The sequence below is a fragment of the Ammonifex thiophilus genome (assembly GCF_003368535.1).
Classification (GTDB): Bacteria; Bacillota; Desulfotomaculia; order Desulfotomaculales; family Ammonificaceae; genus Ammonifex; species Ammonifex thiophilus.
In genome coordinates, this window is sequence record NZ_QSLN01000003.1 from 23,416 (window position 1) to 43,825 (window position 20,410).

The following is a 20,410-nucleotide window of genomic DNA, read 5'->3' on the forward strand; positions in this document are numbered from 1 at the left end:
GGCCTTTCGGAACGCCCGTCCTTTCACTTGACGGGCCGCACTGCCACGCCAAGCAGCCTCTTCCGCTCCGGGTCGATCCCGGTGATAACCACTTCAACCAGATCCCCTGTGTTCGGTATCCCCACCTTCATGTGGCGGGCAGTCACCGTCATGCCGGGCTCCAGCTCCACCACCAAATAAGAAGGGGTCACGCGCGTGACCGCCCCCACGTAGGAGCCCTCCTCCCGGTAGTTCTTCACCTGCTCCTCCCAGGAAAGCACCGCCTTCCTGGATACCACCAGCCTGCCCCGCTCCCTGTCGGTCTCCAGCACCTCCACGACCACCCGGTCCCCGGGGCGCAGGAGCTTCAGCGGGTCGTCCACCCAGCCCCAGGCCAGCTCCGCGCGCGGCAGGAAGCCCTCAACGCCGTCCACCTCCACCACGAAGCCGGTAACCCGCCTGTCTTCCTTCCTGAAGGCCGGGCGGCGCACCAGCGCCTCCACCCTCTCTCCCGGCCTGAGCCTCGCCCACGTGTCTTTTGCTAAGACTTCCAGTGCCCTCTTCCTGGAAGCCCTGAAGGTGAGGGTGTCCTCGTGGCACCAGGTCACTATAAAGTCCACGGGCTGGCCGACCAGGTGCCGGAGCCTGTTCCTCGCCTCCCCCGGGCTGAGCTCCCCGTTTTCGGCCCCCACCCCGGCCTCGGGCAAAGGTATCAGACCCTTAACCCCGTCCTTCATGACTACCAGGTGGGGGAGGGTCTTCCCGTCCCCGTCCGGGTGCTCTTCCACCCCCTTTGCCGGCCAGGTGAGAATCTTCCCCGTGCGCCGCGCCCAGGCCACCTCTATCCAGGTCTCGGGCAGGCGGATTTCCTCCTGCAAGATACACGCACCTCCTTCTGCCAGTGTTTGTTTTTGTTGAAAAGCTCCTAAAAAAAGAAAAAAGCCCGGCTCCGGGCCTTTTCCCGGAAACCGGGCTCTGCTGTGCTTTTCTAATTCCAGACGCTGGCGTACGCTCTGTCTACCTCCGGGTCGTCCCAGTCATCATAGAACTCCCGGGGGTCCTTCAGAGACACGGCCATCTTGCGTATTAATGCTTGATACAGCTCCTTTACTTCTTCCGCAGAAAGCTTGTCTATTTCGCGCAGTAGATTCTCCAGGACTGTCATTGTCTATCACCTCGAAAACATTATAGCGTGCGTCGTTTGAACCTTGCAGATTAAGCTATAGCCTCTGCCAGAAACTCACCCTCCTTGTCCTTGAGTCTCCTGGCTTTGATTCTGACTTTTTTGCCCGGCTTAAGTTTCTCCGCAAACTCGTGCCGGGCATAGACCACCTGCCTCGATCCGTGCGGTGTTTCGATTACCGCCTTGACCGCCTTTTTCCCCATGGCCGCTTCAACTACAGTGCCTTGGATGGAGATATAGTCCGGAAGCTGGGGGCTGCTTTCTGTCCTTTCCTGCTTCTCCTGTCCGGATTCAACCCTGGACTCAACGTACCCCATCTCCAAGCTCTCAAGTGCTTCTTTGTGGTTTCCTTCAATTGCCGCAGCTGCCAGCCGAATGAGTTCGCGGGTGAGTTTCATCCGGTACCTGAGAACTTCCAGCTTCGCCTCCAGTTCTGCTGCTTTCGCCTTCCCGTACTTCTCCCCGGCCAGGGCCTCCTGGTACTCCGGATCGCTCGCCAGGAAAGCAAGTATGGCTGCCTTGCGCTGCGTTTCGTTCTTGTGGTCTCCGTTAGCCACCTGCTTCAGCGCCTCCAGCTCCCTGGCCTTCTTGCGCTCCTCAAGCTCGGCCAGCCTCGACTTCACCTCCCCGAGCTCCTTCAAAACCTTCTCCAGCTCTTCAGGCAGGTAGATCGCGTCCTGGACAAGACTCTTCAGCATGTTTTTAAAAATGGGCAGACGGGCCCCCAGCGGCCCGTCCACCCCAAGCACACCTCCTTCTTGTCTGGGGTTTTAAACAACGGGCCTGCCGGGTGGCCCGGTTTGACTACTCCAGGCTAACTCTTTTCCGGACAGTCTTTCCCTCCAGCAGGCCGATCAGCGCCGGGACCTCGCCGTAGGGGATTTTGATGAAGCACTTCCCCCGCCGTCCCCGGGTGTTGACCGGCCACAGAGTCACTACTTCCTCCTCGTGGTCGAACTCTACAAAGAGACCGACGCACCTGCCCGTGCCGTTCTGCCCCCAGTACCTGCACTTCTCTCCCGTTCCCTCCGGAAACCTCACTTCCACGTACTCGTAGCCGTTCATGCCTCTCACCCTCCTCCTTCCCGGCCTTTTCACCGGGTATGTTTTTTTTTCTGCCCGTCTCACCAGACGGGCCAGAGAAAACCTTCCCCAAGAAAGAGAAGGGCCGGGTAAAACCCCCGGCCCTTCCTGTTCCTCAGTCCCACCAGAGGCGGATGAGCTTCTGGTCCTCCAGGACGTCTACTTCGTCCGGCCCGTAGCGGGCAGCAACTTCCAGCGCCCGCCGGTAGCCTTCTGTGGTGGCAGGGAAGAACACCTCGTCCAGCGTGACCCGTTCGTCTTCCCTCGGGGGGCCTATGACGTAGCCGCCGTAGCACACGGCCAGCTCCTCGGCCAGCAGTTCCCCGAAGGTGGGGGAATTGTTCTGGCTGTCTTCCATCTGTCCTGGGGGCAGCATCCGTGCTATCTCCAGCATCAGCTTGCGGGGTACGCCGCGAAATCTCATGTACTCGTTCCGCTCGTACGTCCGGTAGGGCCAGAGGAGCTTCTTCGCTTTTTCCGTGAAACCTTCCGGGCCATACCTTTCTGTCATTCCTGAAACGGGCAGGCAGGCCCCCTGGCGGCCCACCTGCCCAAACACCTCCTTTTCTTCTGGAGTTTTAGTGGGCCTGCCAGGGAAGCCCGGCTATCTACTTTTCCTCAGGGCGGTTATCAGTCTCCGGAACGCGGCTTGGTCCCCGCTCTCAAGATGCTTCTGCTTTAACATCTCGAAAAACAGGAGGAGCAAGTGCGACGAGTCCCTGCCTTCCTTGTAACTCTTCCAGGACTCCTCCTCTGATTCATCGATGACCGCTAAAACTTCGGAGGAGAGTTCGGCTCCGTAGTACCTCGCCCTCCGGAGCTCCCGCTCAAGGGGAACCCAGCAGGGCAAGATAGCTACTCCCCCATCCCCGGTAAAGCCGAAGACACAACCTTCTTCCGGCCACGCCTCGTAGTAGAAAGGAGGGCCACCGTGGCCCCTCAACCTGTGCTCTTTCAGGTAACGCAGGCGTTGCCGCCAGCGCCGGAAAGCGTAAAGAACGGCCTCTTTCCTGGTCGGGAACACGGCGCTGGCAAAACAGCACCCTATTTCGCATGCGGGCGGGAAAGAAAGGAGGTAACCGCATACGCTGTCCTCCGCCGCCCACCCCACAGAGCGCACCTGCCTGGGATCTACAAACAGCGCCTCCTGGGCCGGCACGATGGGGTAGGGAATACGGCAATGCTTTCTGGAGCGAAGATTCCCCGCGTACGCATACTTCTTCCGCTCTTTCACCAGCATTTGCAGAAGGCAGGCGGGCCGCCGGGAGCCCGCCCACCCAAACACCTCCTTTTGACAGAGTTCTTTGATGGGCAGGCCGCCCGGCCGGCCTTCTTAGCTAGCCAGAACCGGTTACCGCATTACCTCGGACAGCTTAACCTGCCGGATGCGCGGCTCCAGTTCCTCCTTGCGCCAATAGATCTGGACTTCCTGCACTTTACCATCCTGCTTTTTGGCTTTGGCTGAAAGCTCGGCAACGTAAAACTGCCCTTTAACCACGGGGACCTTTTTGCCGTTTCCGGCCTGTTTGACTGCCTCCAGGAAGCGGGAGTAGTCAAACAGACGGAAGCCCTGCCGGAAAGGCACGTCTTTGAGCCGCACCGGAGGGTGCTCCTCGAAAGGCCCTCCGATCATGGGCTTTCCGATATCTATCCCCTGCCTCTTCAACTCCATGAGGAACCGCGCGATGACGGGCAGCGGGGTCTCAACCTCGTAAGAGGCTCCGGTTATGTACTTGCCGCAGCCCCTCTTTACCACCCCGCCGCCGTCATCGACCTTCCGCGCTCCGAACTCTTCCCGGACAGCTCGGCTGGCCTCCGGAGAGAGGCCCGTCAAAGTGGTGACGGTGAACTGCCCGAACACCACCCCGCTCTTCCCGTCCAGGATGGCTAATAACACCTTGTCGCCCCAGTTCATCCGGCAGAGGTCAGTGAGGCTTATACGCCGCGATACGCCGTAAAGCTCCGCCTCCCGGACGAAGCTCTGGAGTGTGTAGTACTGCTTGCCGACGAAGTGCAGGTGGTAGGCCATATCGACAACCCCCTACTTTTCCAGGACGGAGACCCTGGCGTTGAGCCCGCGCACCTTTACTTCCGGGCCCTTTACCAGCACCTCCGCCCCGTTCTCTGCGTGCACTACCGCTTTACCGTCCACTTCCAGCCGCACACCCTCGCCCTCCGCGCACACCAGCATTCCGTTTCCGAAGACCTTGACCCGGCAGGGAGCTACGGCGACGACCGTTCCCTGCCCGATCACCATCAGCCTTTCCGGCGGGTCCTCGTCCAGCACCAGGACGGCATCGGGGTTCGTAATCGCTACGACTTCCCCGTTGCACTCCCTGGTGGCGCGGTAGACCTTCGGCTCGCTCAACCAGTACCCGGGTAGAAGCTTCATGCCAGCGTCACCCACCCCGGCAGGAGCAGGACATACCCGGGAGGCACATCCCCCGAGGACGACGGCCCCGCGTCCATGAGGACGGCAAGTTTCCGCATGAACTCCCCCCGGTCCCGCGGCTCCTCCCACGCCTCCGGCCTGTTGGGGTCCACACCAGCCGCCCACATCCACAGCCGGAGCATATCTTCCGGGTGGACGACGACCCTGGCCGGGTCGAGGTCGCCGGATCCCTTTACCCCCGTCAGGTCGATGCCGGCTGCTTCCATGAGCTTCCCGTACCACCACCACAGCCTCTCCTGCGTCCCCTCTGCCGGGCACTCCTTCAGGTCTGGCAGGGGAACAAACATGCTCTTCTCCCGCGTCTCGACCACGGGCAACCCCTCCTTTTCTCCCAGGCAAGGCGCCTGGGCAAAATTTTTGGCTCCAGAAAAAGAAAAAGGCCGGGGAATTTTCCCCGGCCCGCCGTCTCCCGGCTTTTTAGAAGACGGTGAACTTGTTAAGCAACATCCTCTTCTCCGTAGGCGGCACCCTCTCGAACCCCGGCGCGGGGCAGAGGGCCACCACCGTGCCGGGGTATGCCTGGGCAGCGATTATGGACCCGATGATGATGGGCTTCTTTCCGTCTTCAAAGAAAGCAGCGTTCACGTCTGCCAGGAGTTTTTTGGTTTCAGCGTCTCCAAAAAACCCCGTCCGCACAAAGGTGATTTCTCCCTCCCTGTCAACCACCAATTCCTCCGTCCTTGCGTTGACCACCAGCCCGGAGGGCGGGAGCACCACCGGCTCTTCCCCACCGTCCGGGTTGAGAAAGAAAATCTCGTGCGGCGTGGTGTTGACGTACACCGTGCCCCTGATCCTGTAGCCCACAACAGTCCTCCCGTCGATGGCCTTCTCGATCCTCTCCATCGCAATCCCCCTTTTCCTCCGGGATCGAACGCCCCGGTAAGTCTTTTAAAAAGCCCCGTAAAAACGCAAAAAGCCAGGACTTCTCCCGGCTCCCTTTCCTGCTTCCGGCACAGCTTCCAGTGCGGCGCTTTAAAAACCTACACTGTGGTGTCACTTGAACCTTGCATAGTGGAGACCAGGCGGCCAAGCATGCTGTCGGGGCCGTAGGTGCGAATGATATCTGTAGCTACTCCCAGAGCAGCGCTTCCAGAAAGAGGGCGAAGTAATGCGTGGGGTAGGACCTCCGGAGGTATGCCTAGAGGAGAGAGAACGGGAGAAAGAAGCTTGACTAGGAGATCAAGCGCTCCAGAAGCGCGGAAGATACTGACGGCCACTAGCATGGCCACAAGGTAGGGGATGGTCCTTACCGCGATTTCGAAGCCATCCTGAGCTCCAGCAATAAAGAGCTCGTAAACGGGAAGACGGCGGCAAAAGGCTACCACCAGAACTAACAGAATAAGCCCCGGTATAACCCACTCCGCCAGGGCGATTATACCCTTCTCCATCGTAAGACCTCTATTTCCCTCTCGATACTCCGGCTGTCCTAAGTTTTATGCAGGGAACGCGAAGCCTAGAAACGAACTTCAGCCCGCCTTTCTTAAATCGCACCATCAGCCAGGAGAAACCTGGCGGCAGAGAGTCTTCAGTTTGGATCGAGCTTGTCTCTCCCGGCTTAATTCGGCCCCGCGAAGAGCCGAATCCTTCCTTAAAGGGGTGAAAAAGATGCTGCTGTCCTTTAAAAACGAAAAGGGTTCCACCCTCCTGGAGCTGGCGGTAGCGCTGACGACGCTTACCCTGGTCGCCGGAATGGCGACGGCTGCCCTTTTCCCATTTTACCAGCAATGCCTGGATGCGGCCCGCGATATCCGGGTACTGGGCGATCTTCATAGCTTGTCTTTGACCCTGGACGCGTATTATATCTTCCACGGCGAGTATCCCCAAGATCCGGAAGAGCTTGAATTACCTCTCCAATCAGCTCCCCAGAAGATTGAATATGTTTACCGCGGGGGCGGTGATAGCTACGAACTGGTGGTGCTGGACGATAAGGGAGTTGAAATAGCCAAAATTCGCGGCCGAAAAGGTACCTCTACACTGGAAAAAGGAGAGCTAAAGGGTATGGAGAGGATTTGGCCGTTGATCTCACGTAGGACATACAGCTCCTAAAGCTTTTACTCGAGTGACTCGAAGTGCGGGAAAAAGCCGGCCACCGCCTGCCACAAGAGGGCCTCTGCGTAAGCTCTCACGGCTGCCTGAAAAGCTAGAGCTGACCCGCCAAATTGAGCAGCAGTTGTTTTGCTCGCCACAGGTGCGATGTTGGAGGGCTTTTGCTGTAAAAGCTGCAACACTTTTTCCACATAGGCTCGGGTTTCCGGATAGGGAGGGATACCCCGGTGACGCTCCACCGCAGCAGGCCCGGCGTTGTAGGCTGCCAGAGCAAGCCGTAGATCTCCGCCAAAGTGGTCGAGGAGCTGGCGCAGGTATTTAGCCCCCGCCTCCACGTTTTGAACCGGGTCAAAGGGATTGGTCACGCCCAAGGCCCGTGCCGTATCGGGCATCAGCTGCATGAGTCCTACCGCCCCTGCTATTGAGACCGCCTGCGGGTTTAGGTCTGATTCTACTCGGGCTACAGCCTCCAGAAGTCCCGGAGGCAGATTCAGGCGAGCCTCGACTTCACGGAATAAAACAGCAAAAGATCGAGATTCGGCTTCTCGCCCCGAAGCGAGTTCAGTCTGGTAAAAAGGTCCACCAACTTTCCCAACCTGCATAACTCTCCCCTTCCCTTATTGCCGAGCGATGCACGAACTTTGGGGATTATTGTACCAGAAGTCGAACCGGGCGCTCAAACCCGCTTCCCGCCCGGCTTTTGTCGCTGCCAGGATAGTCCCGGTACCTGCGCTATTAAGGAATCAAACTGCCGAGGCTAGCTTAGTTCCTGCAACTCATACTTCACCCACATTTAACAAGATACCAAGCGACCCCCGCCTGGAGGAGCAAAAGGGCAAGCCACATAAGGCCGCAAGTTCAATACTCTGTGTGGCCGGTATTCCCAGAGAAACCATGAGGAACGAAGAAATGCAGAAGACCGCCACGAAGGAGCGTTTGCCCGCATAAGCCTGCCCGATGCCGGGTATGAGGAGGTTGACGAAGAACACGACGGCATCCTTGAACGGGTTCTGGCCTCCCTTCCTTCGCAAAGACTTCCCAACAGTTCAGGAGGTAGGGCGGGAGCCAGCCCGGGAACCCGGCTAAGAAAAAAAAACACCCGTGCATCATCCCCGGCGTGTTTGGAAAGTACGTGAATTCCTTAGGGCGAAAGTTAAATTGCGCGTCATACCGCCACCATCTAAAAAAATGCCCATAAACAACGCCTGGATGAAAAGCGATACCATCCTCATCACCTTATTGCAGGTTTAACTATCCTTTACCACCACGAACCGCCCGGTGTGCGTTACCTGCACCCGGAGTTCACCGCCCTCCGCGCCGCCCGGTAGTGCCTCCTCCGGCGTACCGCCTTCGCCGTCAAGCGATAAGATCCGCAACCCGGCCTCATTGCCTGCCAGCACCGCAAAGGTGAGTGTCACCGGTCGGTTGAAGAACGGGCTGCAAAGCCCCCGGCACCGCAGCCAAACAGCCGGCGTGACAGCTTCATTCCCGCCCGGCAGATTTGCGGGTGCCTCGACTGCCACCAGTCGCATCAGGACCGGGCCCCTGGCAGGCAGGGCCCCCGGCGGGACCGCAAGCCGGGCCACTCCGGGCAGCTCGAGGGTGCCGCCCTCCTCCGGGGAGATTGTGGCCGCCGTAGTCGCCAGGATCCGCGAACCGGACGGCCGAGGATATCCGCTGCCGGGTTCAGGAGTCACAAAAGCGGCCATTTCGCTCCAGTAACCGTCTTTCAAGGCGGCCGCTTTGATCACCGGCGGCAGCTTGGACGCGGCTGGTGCCGAAAGCTCAATGGGCCTCTCGAACCTCACGGCAGAAGGACTCAGGCGCGGGTCACTCCCGTCGGTGGTGTACCAGATCTCACCGTCACCCTCCAAGCAAAGCCTCCCTCCCTCCACTCTTTCCACCGGGGGAGCAGGCAAATAGACGGACTCCGCCACGCCCCAGACACCACTCCCGGAGACTTCGACGAAGAGGTGCTGCCCCTCCCTGCCAGCCGCCACCCGGTACCAGCCGCGTTCACCCCGGCAGAGAAGGAGCTGCTTATCTCCGGCGGGCAGGCCGAGACGCGCCGGGGAAGGCAGGGGCACTCCGCCAGTGTCCAGGTAGACGGCGAAGGATACGCCGGGGATGCCGGAAAGGGAGGTGACGGTGAAGGTGAGTTTTTCAATTCCGCGCGGAAAGCAACCCTGGTGAAGGTCCAGGTAAACTTCCCGCCCTACGGAGAAATTGAGCCTCGAAGTAGGGGAGATTTCGTCCCGGTAAACGGTGCGGGTGACGGAATAAGCATTGCAGGCAGGAACTTTTAAGAGGAGCAAGGGCGCAAAACAGAACACCAGAAGGAGCGCCGGTATCAGGTAGTGCCGGGGCACCACTACCCACCTCCCCAGGCAGTTTTCGATGTGAAATGGCTGAAAACATATTTTTCTGACCGTGTCAAATCTGCCTGGAAGGCAAAAACAAAGCTACAAGTAGAAACTTTCGGCATAAAAAACTCGGTTCCTCTATCCTGCCAGAGCCTTCTTCCCCCTATCAGCTCCCTAAAAAGAAAAACTCGGCTTTTCAGCCGGGCAAGCACTATCCCGAAGCCCACATGATAAACGTTATGTCAACGTTTCAATCCCATAATGGTTCGATTGCTACCCTTCGACACGGCGGTGGACATGGGCCCGAACGCCTATTTCAATCCCATAATGGTTCGATTGCTACAAATTGCGCCGAATACATAGTAAAGCATGTTAAGCTTATTTCAATCCCATAATGGTTCGATTGCTACTCGGTTGGCGAACGATCCCTCTCTCCGCTACACGCAGGAATTTCAATCCCATAATGGTTCGATTGCTACAAGCATGTGAAGTTAAGGAACTATACATGGCTTAAAATTTCAATCCCATAATGGTTCGATTGCTACTGGGGAAAGTTGGCCGCCGCCCAGCCGACAAGCCTCAATTTCAATCCCATAATGGTTCGATTGCTACATACCTGTCCAGCACCACCACGCGCCAGCCGTACCCATTTCAATCCCATAATGGTTCGATTGCTACTCCAGGTGCAGGGTGTCAACATTAGTTCTGCCACCAAATTTCAATCCCATAATGGTTCGATTGCTACCTTAACAAGATGCACAAAATCCCACGGCAAGCTAAAATTTCAATCCCATAATGGTTCGATTGCTACAAGAAACTCAAGAAGGGAGAACGTTGCGTTCTCCCTTATTTCAATCCCATAATGGTTCGATTGCTACCGCAAGAGAGGGGGGACAGCAATGCCACTTCCACGCATTTCAATCCCATAATGGTTCGATTGCTACCAAACCCGTTTGGGGGCGGGAGGCCTTGATTTTTCTCGCTCCGAGCTCCTGCCACCTTCTCCAGATTGCCGTCGACCTTCGGTTAACCCCAAAACCCCAGGGGGTCGACGGCAGCTCTCGATCCCCGAAGCCCGCATCACTACTGGATCTGTTATAATCTTTCAAAAAGCAGGTGGCCCCAGCGCCCTTCAACCACCCAGGTCGACGGCAATTATAACACGGCGGCGGCAGGCAGAGCAAACTCCAGATTTGCCGGTACTTACCGCAAAAAGCAGCCACTTATCGCTGTTTTCGGCGCTTTTCTAGACGATAACAAAGAATTACTTCTGTTCCTAGCCAGCCTTTGAGAAACCGAGAGGGGATTTTGGGGACCGGCGCCAACACGCCGGAGGGCTCCTCCGGCCAGATCTTGACCACATAAGCTGCCGGGGCATCCTCCACCGTCAGATACATCCTTAAAAGCCCCCCGGTGATCTGACCCACTCGAAAGGGGAAATTAGCCTGTCCGCCGTCCCGGTCGGCGCCTCCACGGATCCCTTTTAGCTCCTCAGGCGGAGTTTACGACCTCGAGCCGGCAGGAAAGGATACCTTTATTTTGCCGAGCTTTGGCTTGAAGTCACTATTCTAGACAAAAGCAGGTAAATACGGCGGGAATGGCGAGCTAAAAGGGGACTTACCAGAGCCAGGAGGAAGACGTAAAGGGCAGCTACTGGTTCGAGCAGTGAACTGGCTCCTCCCTTAACTGCTAAACCAGCTATAATAACGGCAAATTCACCCCGGGCCATTACGGTGGCCCCCACGTTGAAAGCCGCCCTCCCCCGGTGGCCGGCCAGGTAGGCACTGAGCCACCCCACTATCAGGTTACCCAGCAGCGTCACTAGGGCAGCCAGCACCGCCTTGTCCATCGCCAGCAGAAAATGGCGGTAGTTTATGCCCATACCGACGACAAAAAAGAAAACTCCTCCCAAGAGGTCCTTGAGCGGAGCGAAGAGAGAAACCAAAAGCTTGGCGTGTCTTGTTTCCGCCAAAATCATGCCCAGAACCAGCGCTCCGACCCCCTCGGTTATCCCCAGGCGAGTGCAGAGAAAGACGGTGAGTAGGAGGAGGGAAAAAGAAACTACCACTACTGATTCGCTGTGCTTGAGATCCAGCAGACGATCCAGGTAGGGCTTGAGTTTCCTTCCCCCTAGCAAAGTGACAACAATTCCGGCGGCGGCCAACATTCCCTCCAGCAGCCCCACCCATCGGCCCTCTGAGGGCGAGAAGAAAAAGGTGGAAAAGAAGGCCAGATAGAGAGCCACAAAGATGTCTTCCCAGACCAAAAGACCCAGGATGTACTCCGTTTCCGGGTTGGCCGTGCGCTTGAGCTCCACCAGGAGGCGGGCCACAATGGCACTGCTAGAAAAGGTGGTAATTCCTGCCATAGCCCAGGAGTCGAGCCCGGAACGGAACAAAAGCCAGCCCAAAGCAAGTCCGCGCAGAAAATTGAGCCCCACATAGAGGCTCCCACTTCCGGCCAGCACCGGTACCTTCTCCAGCAGACGAGTGACGGAGAATTCCAGCCCAAGGTGAAAGAGGAGAAAAATGAGTCCCAACTTGGCCATCAGGGCTAGGGATTCTGTAGGCTCAAGCAAGCGCAGGTTTATAAAAGAAGTCTGGGGAGCATAAGGCCCCAGGAAAGCCCCCAAAAAGATGAGCACAGGTATAGAACAGAAGCGCAGCCGCCGGGCCAACAGGATAGCTGCGCTAACCCCTAGAAAGAGGATTACTAATTTGCCGAATTCTACTTCGGGCACTTTCTACCTCCCGGCCAAGCTCTCGAAATGCTCCACCGCGTCGCGCCTACCGGCCACAATCACTATCTGACCGGGGGAAAAAGTGAAGGAAGGACCGGGATTGATGGCTACCGTTTTCTTTTTACCCCGCTCGCCCTCTTCCACCACCCCGATGACCGTGATGCCGAAGTTCTTTCTAAGACCCAGCTCCCCTATGCTCTTTCCCACCAGGGAAGAGCCGGGTTTAACTTTGATCCACTCGATGAAGAGCTCAGCTATCGCTGCTTCTAGCTTCTCCAGCAGGCGGGGCTGGTAAAAGGCTCCTCCTATTATCGAGCCCACCTGCCTCGCCTCCTGGTCGGTGAGGGTGGCCGAGCACAAGGGTTCTTCTTCGCCTGGGGGGAAGAAAAATATCTCTCTTTCCCCCTCGTCGTAAATGATGATATCCAGCCGGTCGCCGCTCTCCAAGGCCACCGAGTACTTCTTCCCCAGTCCGGGCAGTTCCGCCTCCTTGATTATCGCCAATTCGTCTCCCCCGCCCCGCTTTGCTCCTAATCGCCCTTTACATTCTACTTCGCCCTTTCTCCGAGCTTACCTGCCGCTCCCGTTTTTTATTCCCGGGAGCGGCGCCGGATCAGCCACTTCTCGACCTCCACCGCCCAGAAGATGAGGCTGCCGAGAACGAAGCAGAGTAGGAGCTCGGCGGGTGCCAAGGAAGTAGTGCGAAAGACGACCTGCAGAACCGGGAAGTAAACGACCGCCAGCTGTAGGGCTATGGTGAGCAGAACGGCGCCAAAAGCGGCCGGGTTGGACAGGAGCCCGGCGCGGAAAAGAGAAGCTCGGCCCGTGCGGATAGCCAGTACGTGAGCCAGTTGAGCAAGGACGAGGGTGGTGAAAAGCACCGTCTGCCAGGAGGGATGACCCGCCCGCAAGAACCAGTAACCGGTACCGAGACAGATAGCGGCCATCAATATCCCGACCCAAATAATGTGGATGGTAAGGCCACCAGCGAAGATACTTGCTCTGGGGTCGAGGGGCGGCCGACGCATTACATCCCTCTCGGCTGGCTCCACCGATAAGGCGAGGGCTGGAAGACCGTCCGTGACCAGATTGACCCAGAGAATCTGAAGCGGTGCCAAAGGCACCGGCATCCCGCTCAGGATGCCGGCAAAAATGATCAGTATCTCGCTCAAATTGGTCGTCATCAAATACTTGAGAAACTTCCGAATGTTGTCGTAAATCACCCGGCCCTCTTCCACCGCAGCCACAATGGTGGCGAAATTGTCGTCCAGCAGCACCATATCCGCAGCCTCTTTAGCCACGTCGGTGCCGGTTATCCCCATCGCTACCCCGATGTCGGCCTTTTTCAAAGCAGGGGCGTCGTTCACTCCGTCGCCGGTCATGGCCACGATGTGACCTTTGCGCTTTAAAGCCTCCACTATTTTGAGTTTGTGCTCGGGGGAAACCCGAGCATAGACGGCCACTTCATCAGCGACGGTTGCCAGCTCTTCCAACGATAACCTATCGAGCTCATAGCCTGTCAAAACGCGCCGTGTCTCAAGACCGAGCTCACGAGCGATAGCCAGCGCGGTCACAGGGTGGTCGCCAGTGATCATTATCAAGCCGATCCCGGCCCGGCGGCAAGTTTCGGCCGCCTCCTTAGCTTCCGGCCGCAAGGGGTCGAGCATCCCCACCAGGCCCAGAAAAATAAGCCCGCGCTCAACCTCCTCCGTAACCGTTTCCGGCAAGGCGGCCAGAGAACGGAAGGTAACTGCCAGCACCCGCAGGCCCGCTTGGGAAAGTTGCTCGTTGCCCTGCTCTAACCTCTCCCGCCATCTATCCAAAGGCTCAACCCTCCCGTCCACCCACACCCCGCTGCAGGCTTGCAGGAGGCTGTCAAAGGCACCTTTAGTAAACAAGACATACGATAACCGTCCTTCCTCACCAAGAAGCTCGGCCGGAAAATTCCGGTAACTGCCGCTAACCCGGTGGACAGTGGTCATTCGCTTTCGCTCGGAAGAGAAGGGGATCTCCGCTACGCGAGGGAGAACCTTTTCTAATTCGGGCTTCGGGTAACCTAGCCGTGCTGCCGCAACAACCAGTGCGCCTTCGGTCGGGTCTCCTACGTAAGAGAGTTGTCCCCCCTCCTCGGTTAAAACAGCATCGTTGCAAAGCGCACCGGCTGATAATAAAAGATACGCTGCCGTCGGAAGAGGTACGGTTGCTTTTCCTCCGGAAAGGTCGAGAAACTTAAGTCCCTCCGCCGCATCCCGGGCCGGCAGAGCCAGGGTGGTGACGGTAACCCGGTTCTGGGTCAAGGTGCCGGTTTTGTCGGTACATATTACGGTAACCGAGCCGAGAGTTTCCACGGCGGGTAACTTGCGAATGAGGGCGCGCCGCCTGAGCATCCGCTGGGCACCTAGGGCCAAAGCGATGGTAACCACGGCAGGAAGTCCCTCCGGAACGGCGGCCACCGCCAGGCTTACCCCGGTGAGGAACATGGTTTCCAGATCCTCGCCGCGCAAAATTCCCAGCAGGGTTACCGTCATCACTATAACCAGGGCAACCAATCCCAGCGTACGCCCCAGCGCGGCCATCCGCCGCTGCAAAGGAGTGGGCTCAGCTTTCACCGTCTGGATCATGGCGGCGATGCGGCCGAGCTCCGTTCTCATTCCGGTAGCCACGGCGACGGCTACCCCGCGGCCGAAGACCACGGTTGTCCCCTTGTAGACCATATTTCGCCGGTCGCCCAGAGGCGTGCCTGCCGGGAAGGTAAGGGCAGAATCCTTCTCCACCGGAACCGACTCGCCGGTTAAGATAGCCTCGAGCACCCTCAGGTTAGCGGTATCGAGCAGACGCCCATCTGCGGGCACCACATCACCCGCCTCAAGGAAAAAGATGTCGCCGGGGACCAGCTCCTGAGCGGCGATCTCCTGCACCCGGCCGTCGCGCAGCACCCTCTCCCGGGGAACGGCAAACTTTTTGAGCGCGGCCATTGCCTTCTCGGCCCGATATTCCTGGATAAAGCCTAGGAAGGCGTTGAGCGCCACAATCACCAGGATGGCAAGGGCGTCTCTATACTCCCCAAGAAAGATAGATGCGACGGCGGCCACCAGAAGGACGATGACCATCGCACCGGTAAACTGCTCCCACAGGATGCGTCCAGGGCCTTTGGGCGGTTTTTCCTGGAGGAGATTAGGACCACACTCCTGCCAGCGGCGCTGTGCCTCAGAGGTGCCAAGCCCGTGAACCCTGTCGCTAGCGAGCTTTCTCAGAACTTCGTCGGCAGGCAAGCTGTGCCATGTAGACATACGGTCAACACCTTATTCTAGGATATACGCGACTCCACCAGCCGGGCAATAAAGGTAAAGATAAAGGCCGCAGTCAAAGGAAGCAGGAGGGAGAGGAAGAGATACCGCCAACTCCGAGTCTCTTGATGGATCACCCAGAGGGTGTAGAGGCAGGGGGAATAAAGGAGGAAGAAAAGAAGCAGGTTGAAGGCGGTGCATGGAGGAATAGCCTGAGCCAGATGCTCGATAAAGGCTTCGTCCTCCGCGTAAGTGGAGCTGAAGCCCTGAATCATAGCTAGCGCGCCTATGAAAGTTTCCTTGGCGGGCAAAGCGTAAAGGAAGGCCACCATGATGCTACCGTCCATTCCCAGAAGCTCACCTACCGGCGCGAGCCAACGCGCCAGATGGGCGGTTAAAGTTGCCTCCCCCAAGTAGAAGTTGCTGGCCCAGTAGGCGGCCAACACCATGGGAGCAGCCACCCAGACCGCACGCGAGAGAACCCGGACCACCCGGTCACGGAAGGTGCGCTTAACAAGGAAAGGTAAATTGGGCCACCGGTAAGGAGGGAGCTCCAGGAAAAAGACCGGGGAGGGGCCAGGGAGAAAGCGACTGAGGACGAAAAAAGAAAGCAGTAAAGCGACAAAAGAGAGGGTCAGAAGGGCGAGAACCACCCATATAGCCTTGGGACCAAAAAAGACGGAGGCCAAGGGGAGCACTATCCCCAGCCTGCCGTTGCAAGGGACGAAACTATTGGTAATTATTCCTATGAGGCGGTCCTTACCCTCCAGAATGCGGCAGGCCATGACACCGGGTACATTGCACCCCAAACCTACCAAGCTGGTGACGCAGTGCTTGCCCTGAGCCCCTACTCGGCGGAATAACGGATCGCTCACTAAGGCAAGCCGGGGTATAAATCCCGCGTCCTCCAAAAAGGCAAAAAGGAAAAAGAAAATGGTCATAGTGGGCAGCATTACCGAAATAACCGCTCCCACGCCGGCAATAAGTCCTTCCACCACCATGCTTTCGAGCCAGACGGGCGCCGAGCAGGCCTTCAGGAGGTAGGCTGCCTCCCGTCCCAGCCAGGAAAAAAGGCGGGCAAGGAGCTCGGTCAAAGGTCCTCCTGCGTTGACGGAAAGCCAGAAAAGGGCCACCACCACGAGGCCCATGAGGGGAAAGGAGAATACAGGGTGCAGAAAAAGTTGGTCGAGTAGGGAAGTTAGGTCCTTTCTGCCCGGCTCCCGATTCCGGCAGACGATCTCTTTAACTAAATGGTCGGCCCATTGATAGCGGGTTCTAGCCAGAGCCGGGTAATCTAGCTGAGCATAGGGATCGTATCCTAGCTGAGGCCGGGGGCTAAAAGCACCCCGTGCTACGGCCAGAGCAGCTGCTAGCAAAGCCTTCCCCCCTTTGCCACTGCGGGCGTTAACGGGGACTACCGGAAGGTTGAGTAACCGGGAAAGGTGCGCCAGATCCAACGTCATCCCCTTGTCCCGGGCTGCTTCCAGAAAATTCACCGCCAGGACCACCTTGGGGGTTAGCTCTATCACCTGCAGTGCCAGGTAGAGATGCCGGGTCAAACAAGTCGCATCTACCAGGACCACTACCACGTCGGGGGAGCCGGACAGCAGAAAGTTCCTAGCCACCTCTTCCTCCGCCGAACGGGCGTTGAGGCTGTAGGTTCCCGGCAGGTCGACGAGCCGAAAGGTGAACCCGCCGAAGCGACAAAAACCTTCCTTTTTCTCTACCGTTTTGCCCGGCCAGTTGCCCACCTGCTGGTAGCTACCGGTCAAAGTGTTAAAAAGGGTGCTCTTACCTACGTTAGGGCTACCAACCAGAGCTACGGTAATCGTTTCGTTCATTGCCCACCTCCTTCACCAGCACCCGGCAGGCGTCGCTTCTCCGCAAGGCAAGAAAGTAGCCGCGGAGGCGGTAAAGGGTGGGATCCCCCTGTCTTGCCACCTCGACCGTCGTGCCTTCCACTAGCCCCAGGTCTACAAAGCGCTCACGGGCCTCTCCTTGCACAGCCACTACCACTCCTGAGCTACCGGGAGTTAGACGATCCAGAGAAATAAGCTCTTCTTCCAACCCTTCTATCCTCCTCAACTCTGGAATCACTATCAATGTATATGCGGAAGAGAAAAGAAAAAGGTAGCCCGTGATGGGCTACCTTCTGCGAAAGGCTTTGAAGGAGTAGCTATGTCCTTTCGGGTATGAGCTTTACCCAGACTTTCCTTTGTCTGGGCCCGTCGAACTCACAGAAGAAAATTCCCTGCCAGGTGCCCAAGGCCAGCCTGCCCTCCCGCACCGGGATCACTTGGCTTACTCCCACCAGGCAGGACTTGATGTGCGCGTCCGCGTTTCCCTCGGCATGCCGGTAAGGTCCGGTAGCCGGGACCAGCTCTTCTAGCTTGCGTAGGATGTCTTCGGCCACCGTGGGATCATAGTTCTCGTTGATACATATTCCTGCGGTGGTGTGAGGGCAGAAAAGATAAACGACTCCTTCCTTTAATCCTTTTTCTGCCACCAGTTTGGCCACCTGGGAAGTTATGTCCACCAGTTCCTGCCGCCTGCGGGTAGTAACGCTTATTACCTCCATGAGCCCCTCTCCACTCCTTCCCCATCGGGCAAAAGGGGAGCCACAGCCGGTAAAAGCGCCTGCAAATCCTCCACCTGAATGTGAGCCTGTTCCCTCACCTCCGGCGGGGCACTCACGGCTACCGCCAACCCCACTCGACTGAAAAGGGGTACGTCGCCGCAGCTGTCTCCTACCGCCGCCAGCTCCTCCGGCCGGAGACCGAAACGGGAACAGAAATCGGGAACGTGCTGGGGTTTACCGTGCCAGGGGACGCGAATGAAAACCCTTCCGTCCACCCGTCCCTGAGTAAAGCCCAGGCCGTTGGCCACCCAGCAATCAAAGCCGAGCTCCTCGGCCACTCTGGAGGCCAAAAGGTCGAGTCCCGAAGAAAGTAGGAAGGTGCGCACTCCGCGCTCTTTCAGAGCCGCTACCAGCTCCTTAGCCCCCTTGCGGTAAGGGATGCGGGAAACCAGCTCCTCCAGGTAGGACTTGGGAACCCCCCGCCAGGCTCCCACATCCCGGCGGGCAAATTCCTCGTAGTTGATCCGGCCGGTAAGAAAATCCTCCAGGTGCTTGCGGCCGTGGGTTTCCCAGGTTCCCAAACATTCGTGAATATATTGCCATATGCTGGTAACAGGCGTTAAAGTCCCGTCCAGATCGAAGATGACTCCCTTGATGCGCCGCTTCATGGACGACAACCCCCTGGAACTATGATAGCATAAAGCGCCTGGTACGTTAAAAAAACTTAAAGCAGCTTGGTGCGAAAAATCCGCCAGGATCCCCAGCCCCACGGCCAGCGCGACAAATAGGATACCAACTACGTACCAGGCAGCCACCTTTCCCCACCAGTAAAGCCTACGGTCGGGCGAGCGGATTACCACCAGCCGGTTCCAAGGTGCCGCTAGTTCAGAAAAAGGCTCTCCCACCGTGAGCAGAAAAGTAACCAGGAGGCTTATCCACTTCAAAAATTCTATGACCGAGGCTTGAGGTATCGGGCCGCCAAACATATGAACCAGTACCTGCCAGCCGGTAAACGAGCGGTTCTCCAAAAGATATACCCGGACCGACTCCAGCTCGACAAAAGCAGTGTAAAGGCAGAGAAAGAATAGTTTATACCCGATATTAGTACAATTCTATCTTCTATTTCCTTTGTTTTCCTTCGAGCTGCCCTTCACATTGCAAAGCGCCGCCCCAGGATAACCAGCACCAGCATCCCGGCGCCCAGGAGTATTATCGCCGGCCCGGGAGGCAGGTCCCCCCAGTAGGCCAGGTGCATCCCCAGCAAGGAGAGTAAAACCCCCGTCCCCACCGCGACCTTCAAAGTACCGGCAAAGCTTCTTCCTAGAAAGGCTCCCAGCAAGGAGGGTATCACCACCAGAGCTCCGGTCAAAAGCACCCCGGCCACTTTGATGGCCGCAGCTACCGTCAGAGCCGAAAGGGCAATAAAGACCAGACTAAGATGTCTTACAGGGATGCCCACCGCCTGAGCATACTCCTCATCCAGAGCTACGGCCAGCAGCCCCCGGTAGAATACGGCTACCATTCCCAGGACTAGAACCAGGGCCACCGTTATGGTTTTCAGGTCTTGCAGCCGGACAGTTAGCAAACTGCCGAAGAGGTAGCTGCTGAGATCAGCGCCAAAACCCCGGCTCTTGCTTATGAGAATGACTCCTAAAGCTAGCCCTACCGCCATCACTACCGCCAGCAGAGCATCGGCGTAAACAGAAGCTTTGTTCCGGAGCCACTCCGTGAGCCAGGCCGCGGCTACGAGTACCATCACGGTAACGATGTCCGGGGAAAAGTGAAGGATGAGGCCCAAGGCTATGCCGGTTAAAGAGACGTGAGCCAAAGCGTCTGGTAGGAAAGAGTAACGCCTGGCCACCAGAAAAACACCCACCAACGGGCAAAGAAACCCCACCAAAAGACCCGCTATAATTCCTCGCCAGAAAAAGCCGTACTGCCACATATCCAGCAAAGCTAACTTACCTCCCCGGCACGTAAACGGGAGCACCGTAGAGTTCTGCTAAGTGGTTATTGGAGAGACATTCGGCGGGAGTACCCTCAAAGACTATCCGGCGGTTAAGACAGATGACGCGCTTCACCCGCCGGGAAACGGCACCGATATCGTGTGTGACCATAACTATGGTCACCTTTCGCTCCTTGTGCAACTCAGCCAGATACCGGTAAAAGAGCTCCTCCCCCGGCGCATCCAGCCCTTCGGCTGCCTCATCTAGAAGTAAAATGTCCGGTTCGGAAGCCAGAGCGCGGGCAATGGCCACCCGCTGCCGCTGGCCCCCGGAAAGCTCACTCACCTTTTGGTGCAAAAGAGGGAGAAGATCCAGGGCAGCGCACGTTTTCTCGATCACTTCTTCATCTTTGGGCGTAAAGCGACGCCAAATGCCTGTGCGCGCTACCCTGCCGGAAGCCACTGCCTCCCAGACCGTAGCCGGGAAGCTTCCCAGCTGCCCCCCCTTCTGAGGCACATACCCTATGCGGTAACGTTCCTTGAAGCGGGCCGCCGGCACGCCGAAGAGAAAGATCTCGCCTCTAGTGGGGCGGTAGGTACCAAGAATGAGTCTTAGAAGAGAAGTTTTTCCTGCTCCGTTGGGGCCAAGTATAGCCAAAAAGTCTCCTTCTCTAATGCATAGGTTTATATCCTCTAATACTTTTTTCTCCCCAAAAGAGAGCTCTACTCCCTTCATTTCCACTAGGTTTGTCAA

At 57.6% G+C, this 20,410-nt stretch carries 25 protein-coding genes and 1 CRISPR repeat array; of the genes, 1 reads left to right on the top strand and 24 read right to left on the bottom strand.

Annotated features, from left to right (window positions below; genetic code table 11):
* Nucleotides 1–23: 23 nt before the first annotated feature.
* The 11 genes from DXX99_RS03535 to DXX99_RS03580 all read right to left on the bottom strand — a co-directional run bounded on the left by DXX99_RS03535 (nucleotide 24) and on the right by DXX99_RS03580 (nucleotide 6,085).
* Complete coding sequence (locus DXX99_RS03535) at nucleotides 24–857, bottom strand: S1 RNA-binding domain-containing protein (protein WP_115792141.1); 834 nt, start codon at nucleotides 855–857, stop codon at nucleotides 24–26.
* 110 nt (nucleotides 858–967) lie between these two features.
* Nucleotides 968–1,144: a hypothetical protein gene (locus tag DXX99_RS11460; protein ID WP_165847695.1), complete on the bottom strand. Its 177-nt coding sequence runs from the start codon at nucleotides 1,142–1,144 to the stop codon at nucleotides 968–970.
* Between the two features lie 50 nt (nucleotides 1,145–1,194).
* Nucleotides 1,195–1,902 carry a hypothetical protein gene (locus DXX99_RS03540; RefSeq protein WP_240610802.1) on the bottom strand — a complete coding sequence of 236 codons (708 nt, stop codon included), beginning with the start codon at nucleotides 1,900–1,902 and terminating at the stop codon, nucleotides 1,195–1,197.
* 64 nt (nucleotides 1,903–1,966) lie between these two features.
* The gene (locus DXX99_RS03545; RefSeq protein ID WP_115792142.1) at nucleotides 1,967–2,227 is read right to left on the bottom strand and encodes a hypothetical protein; all 261 of its coding nucleotides are present in this window, start codon (nucleotides 2,225–2,227) and stop codon (nucleotides 1,967–1,969) included.
* Nucleotides 2,228–2,360: 133 nt separating this feature from the next.
* Complete coding sequence (locus DXX99_RS03550) at nucleotides 2,361–2,792, bottom strand: hypothetical protein (protein ID WP_115792143.1); 432 nt, start codon at nucleotides 2,790–2,792, stop codon at nucleotides 2,361–2,363.
* Between the two features lie 57 nt (nucleotides 2,793–2,849).
* On the bottom strand, nucleotides 2,850–3,530 hold the full coding sequence (locus DXX99_RS03555; protein ID WP_134642947.1) for a hypothetical protein: 681 nt from the start codon (nucleotides 3,528–3,530) through the stop codon (nucleotides 2,850–2,852).
* A 66-nt stretch (nucleotides 3,531–3,596) separates the two neighbouring features.
* A complete protein-coding gene (locus tag DXX99_RS03560; RefSeq protein ID WP_115792145.1) occupies nucleotides 3,597–4,274 on the bottom strand; it encodes a hypothetical protein in 678 nt (225 codons plus the stop codon).
* 12 nt (nucleotides 4,275–4,286) lie between these two features.
* Nucleotides 4,287–4,637: a hypothetical protein gene (locus DXX99_RS03565; RefSeq protein ID WP_115792146.1), complete on the bottom strand. Its 351-nt coding sequence runs from the start codon at nucleotides 4,635–4,637 to the stop codon at nucleotides 4,287–4,289.
* Nucleotides 4,634–5,008 (bottom strand): hypothetical protein, encoded by a 375-nt coding sequence (locus tag DXX99_RS03570; protein WP_115792147.1) that lies wholly within the window; start codon nucleotides 5,006–5,008, stop codon nucleotides 4,634–4,636. The genes DXX99_RS03565 and DXX99_RS03570 overlap by 4 nt, the downstream gene beginning before the upstream one ends.
* A gap of 106 nt (nucleotides 5,009–5,114) precedes the next feature.
* Complete coding sequence (locus DXX99_RS03575; protein ID WP_115792148.1) at nucleotides 5,115–5,540, bottom strand: hypothetical protein; 426 nt, start codon at nucleotides 5,538–5,540, stop codon at nucleotides 5,115–5,117.
* A 137-nt stretch (nucleotides 5,541–5,677) separates the two neighbouring features.
* On the bottom strand, nucleotides 5,678–6,085 hold the full coding sequence (locus tag DXX99_RS03580) for a spore maturation protein (RefSeq protein ID WP_240610803.1): 408 nt from the start codon (nucleotides 6,083–6,085) through the stop codon (nucleotides 5,678–5,680).
* A gap of 217 nt (nucleotides 6,086–6,302) precedes the next feature.
* Between DXX99_RS03580 and DXX99_RS03585 the strand changes: the two genes are divergently transcribed.
* Nucleotides 6,303–6,743, top strand: coding sequence for a type IV pilin protein (locus tag DXX99_RS03585; RefSeq protein ID WP_115792149.1), 441 nt, complete (start codon nucleotides 6,303–6,305; stop codon nucleotides 6,741–6,743).
* 5 nt (nucleotides 6,744–6,748) lie between these two features.
* On the opposite strand, the gene DXX99_RS11985 is transcribed toward DXX99_RS03585, so the two are convergent.
* The 13 genes from DXX99_RS11985 to DXX99_RS03645 all read right to left on the bottom strand — a co-directional run bounded on the left by DXX99_RS11985 (nucleotide 6,749) and on the right by DXX99_RS03645 (nucleotide 20,410).
* Complete coding sequence (locus DXX99_RS11985; protein WP_115792150.1) at nucleotides 6,749–7,345, bottom strand: lytic transglycosylase domain-containing protein; 597 nt, start codon at nucleotides 7,343–7,345, stop codon at nucleotides 6,749–6,751.
* Nucleotides 7,346–7,519: 174 nt separating this feature from the next.
* Complete coding sequence (locus DXX99_RS11675) at nucleotides 7,520–7,732, bottom strand: hypothetical protein (RefSeq protein WP_205664626.1); 213 nt, start codon at nucleotides 7,730–7,732, stop codon at nucleotides 7,520–7,522.
* 258 nt (nucleotides 7,733–7,990) lie between these two features.
* Entirely contained in the window at nucleotides 7,991–9,112 is a 1,122-nt protein-coding gene (locus DXX99_RS03600) for an FN3 associated domain-containing protein (RefSeq protein ID WP_165847696.1), read from the bottom strand.
* Nucleotides 9,113–9,353: 241 nt separating this feature from the next.
* Nucleotides 9,354–10,050: a CRISPR direct-repeat array (repeat unit 30 nt; unit sequence ATTTCAATCCCATAATGGTTCGATTGCTAC).
* A 279-nt stretch (nucleotides 10,051–10,329) separates the two neighbouring features.
* Nucleotides 10,330–10,503, bottom strand: a complete 174-nt coding sequence (locus DXX99_RS11465) for a hypothetical protein (protein WP_165847697.1) — start codon at nucleotides 10,501–10,503, stop codon at nucleotides 10,330–10,332.
* A gap of 137 nt (nucleotides 10,504–10,640) precedes the next feature.
* Nucleotides 10,641–11,846, bottom strand: a complete 1,206-nt coding sequence (locus tag DXX99_RS03605) for a cation:proton antiporter (RefSeq protein ID WP_115792153.1) — start codon at nucleotides 11,844–11,846, stop codon at nucleotides 10,641–10,643.
* 3 nt (nucleotides 11,847–11,849) lie between these two features.
* Nucleotides 11,850–12,350 carry a cation:proton antiporter regulatory subunit gene (locus DXX99_RS03610; RefSeq protein WP_115792154.1) on the bottom strand — a complete coding sequence of 167 codons (501 nt, stop codon included), beginning with the start codon at nucleotides 12,348–12,350 and terminating at the stop codon, nucleotides 11,850–11,852.
* 86 nt (nucleotides 12,351–12,436) lie between these two features.
* The gene (locus tag DXX99_RS03615) at nucleotides 12,437–15,136 is read right to left on the bottom strand and encodes a cation-translocating P-type ATPase (RefSeq protein WP_115792155.1); all 2,700 of its coding nucleotides are present in this window, start codon (nucleotides 15,134–15,136) and stop codon (nucleotides 12,437–12,439) included.
* A 17-nt stretch (nucleotides 15,137–15,153) separates the two neighbouring features.
* Nucleotides 15,154–16,974: a ferrous iron transporter B gene (feoB, locus tag DXX99_RS03620; protein WP_115792156.1), complete on the bottom strand. Its 1,821-nt coding sequence runs from the start codon at nucleotides 16,972–16,974 to the stop codon at nucleotides 15,154–15,156.
* A complete protein-coding gene (locus tag DXX99_RS03625; protein ID WP_165847698.1) occupies nucleotides 16,940–17,200 on the bottom strand; it encodes a FeoA family protein in 261 nt (86 codons plus the stop codon). The genes feoB and DXX99_RS03625 overlap by 35 nt, the downstream gene beginning before the upstream one ends.
* A gap of 109 nt (nucleotides 17,201–17,309) precedes the next feature.
* Nucleotides 17,310–17,711, bottom strand: a complete 402-nt coding sequence (locus DXX99_RS03630; RefSeq protein WP_115792158.1) for a secondary thiamine-phosphate synthase enzyme YjbQ — start codon at nucleotides 17,709–17,711, stop codon at nucleotides 17,310–17,312.
* The gene (locus DXX99_RS03635; RefSeq protein WP_240610804.1) at nucleotides 17,702–18,739 is read right to left on the bottom strand and encodes an HAD family hydrolase; all 1,038 of its coding nucleotides are present in this window, start codon (nucleotides 18,737–18,739) and stop codon (nucleotides 17,702–17,704) included. Before DXX99_RS03635 ends, DXX99_RS03630 begins: the two co-directional genes overlap by 10 nt.
* Nucleotides 18,740–18,861: 122 nt before the next feature.
* Nucleotides 18,862–19,656 carry a metal ABC transporter permease gene (locus tag DXX99_RS03640; protein ID WP_240610813.1) on the bottom strand — a complete coding sequence of 265 codons (795 nt, stop codon included), beginning with the start codon at nucleotides 19,654–19,656 and terminating at the stop codon, nucleotides 18,862–18,864.
* Nucleotides 19,657–19,672: 16 nt separating this feature from the next.
* Nucleotides 19,673–20,410: a metal ABC transporter ATP-binding protein gene (locus DXX99_RS03645; RefSeq protein WP_115792160.1), complete on the bottom strand. Its 738-nt coding sequence runs from the start codon at nucleotides 20,408–20,410 to the stop codon at nucleotides 19,673–19,675.

What these genes read in the sequence shown, in the direction of transcription:
- DXX99_RS11460 (WP_165847695.1), bottom strand. Translation starts at nt 1,144, where the DNA reads ATGACAGTCCTGGAGAATCTACTGCGCGAAATAGACAAGCTTTCTGCG.
- DXX99_RS03545 (WP_115792142.1), bottom strand. Translation starts at nt 2,227, where the DNA reads ATGAACGGCTACGAGTACGTGGAAGTGAGGTTTCCGGAGGGAACGGGA.
- DXX99_RS03560 (WP_115792145.1), bottom strand. Translation starts at nt 4,274, where the DNA reads ATGGCCTACCACCTGCACTTCGTCGGCAAGCAGTACTACACACTCCAG.
- DXX99_RS03565 (WP_115792146.1), bottom strand. Translation starts at nt 4,637, where the DNA reads ATGAAGCTTCTACCCGGGTACTGGTTGAGCGAGCCGAAGGTCTACCGC.
- DXX99_RS03575 (WP_115792148.1), bottom strand. Translation starts at nt 5,540, where the DNA reads ATGGAGAGGATCGAGAAGGCCATCGACGGGAGGACTGTTGTGGGCTAC.
- DXX99_RS03580 (WP_240610803.1), bottom strand. Translation starts at nt 6,085, where the DNA reads ATGGAGAAGGGTATAATCGCCCTGGCGGAGTGGGTTATACCGGGGCTT.
- DXX99_RS03585 (WP_115792149.1), top strand. Translation starts at nt 6,303, where the DNA reads ATGCTGCTGTCCTTTAAAAACGAAAAGGGTTCCACCCTCCTGGAGCTG.
- DXX99_RS11985 (WP_115792150.1), bottom strand. Translation starts at nt 7,345, where the DNA reads ATGCAGGTTGGGAAAGTTGGTGGACCTTTTTACCAGACTGAACTCGCT.
- DXX99_RS11465 (WP_165847697.1), bottom strand. Translation starts at nt 10,503, where the DNA reads ATGTATCTGACGGTGGAGGATGCCCCGGCAGCTTATGTGGTCAAGATC.
- DXX99_RS03615 (WP_115792155.1), bottom strand. Translation starts at nt 15,136, where the DNA reads ATGTCTACATGGCACAGCTTGCCTGCCGACGAAGTTCTGAGAAAGCTC.
- feoB (WP_115792156.1), bottom strand. Translation starts at nt 16,974, where the DNA reads ATGAACGAAACGATTACCGTAGCTCTGGTTGGTAGCCCTAACGTAGGT.
- DXX99_RS03630 (WP_115792158.1), bottom strand. Translation starts at nt 17,711, where the DNA reads ATGGAGGTAATAAGCGTTACTACCCGCAGGCGGCAGGAACTGGTGGAC.
- DXX99_RS03640 (WP_240610813.1), bottom strand. Translation starts at nt 19,656, where the DNA reads ATGTGGCAGTACGGCTTTTTCTGGCGAGGAATTATAGCGGGTCTTTTG.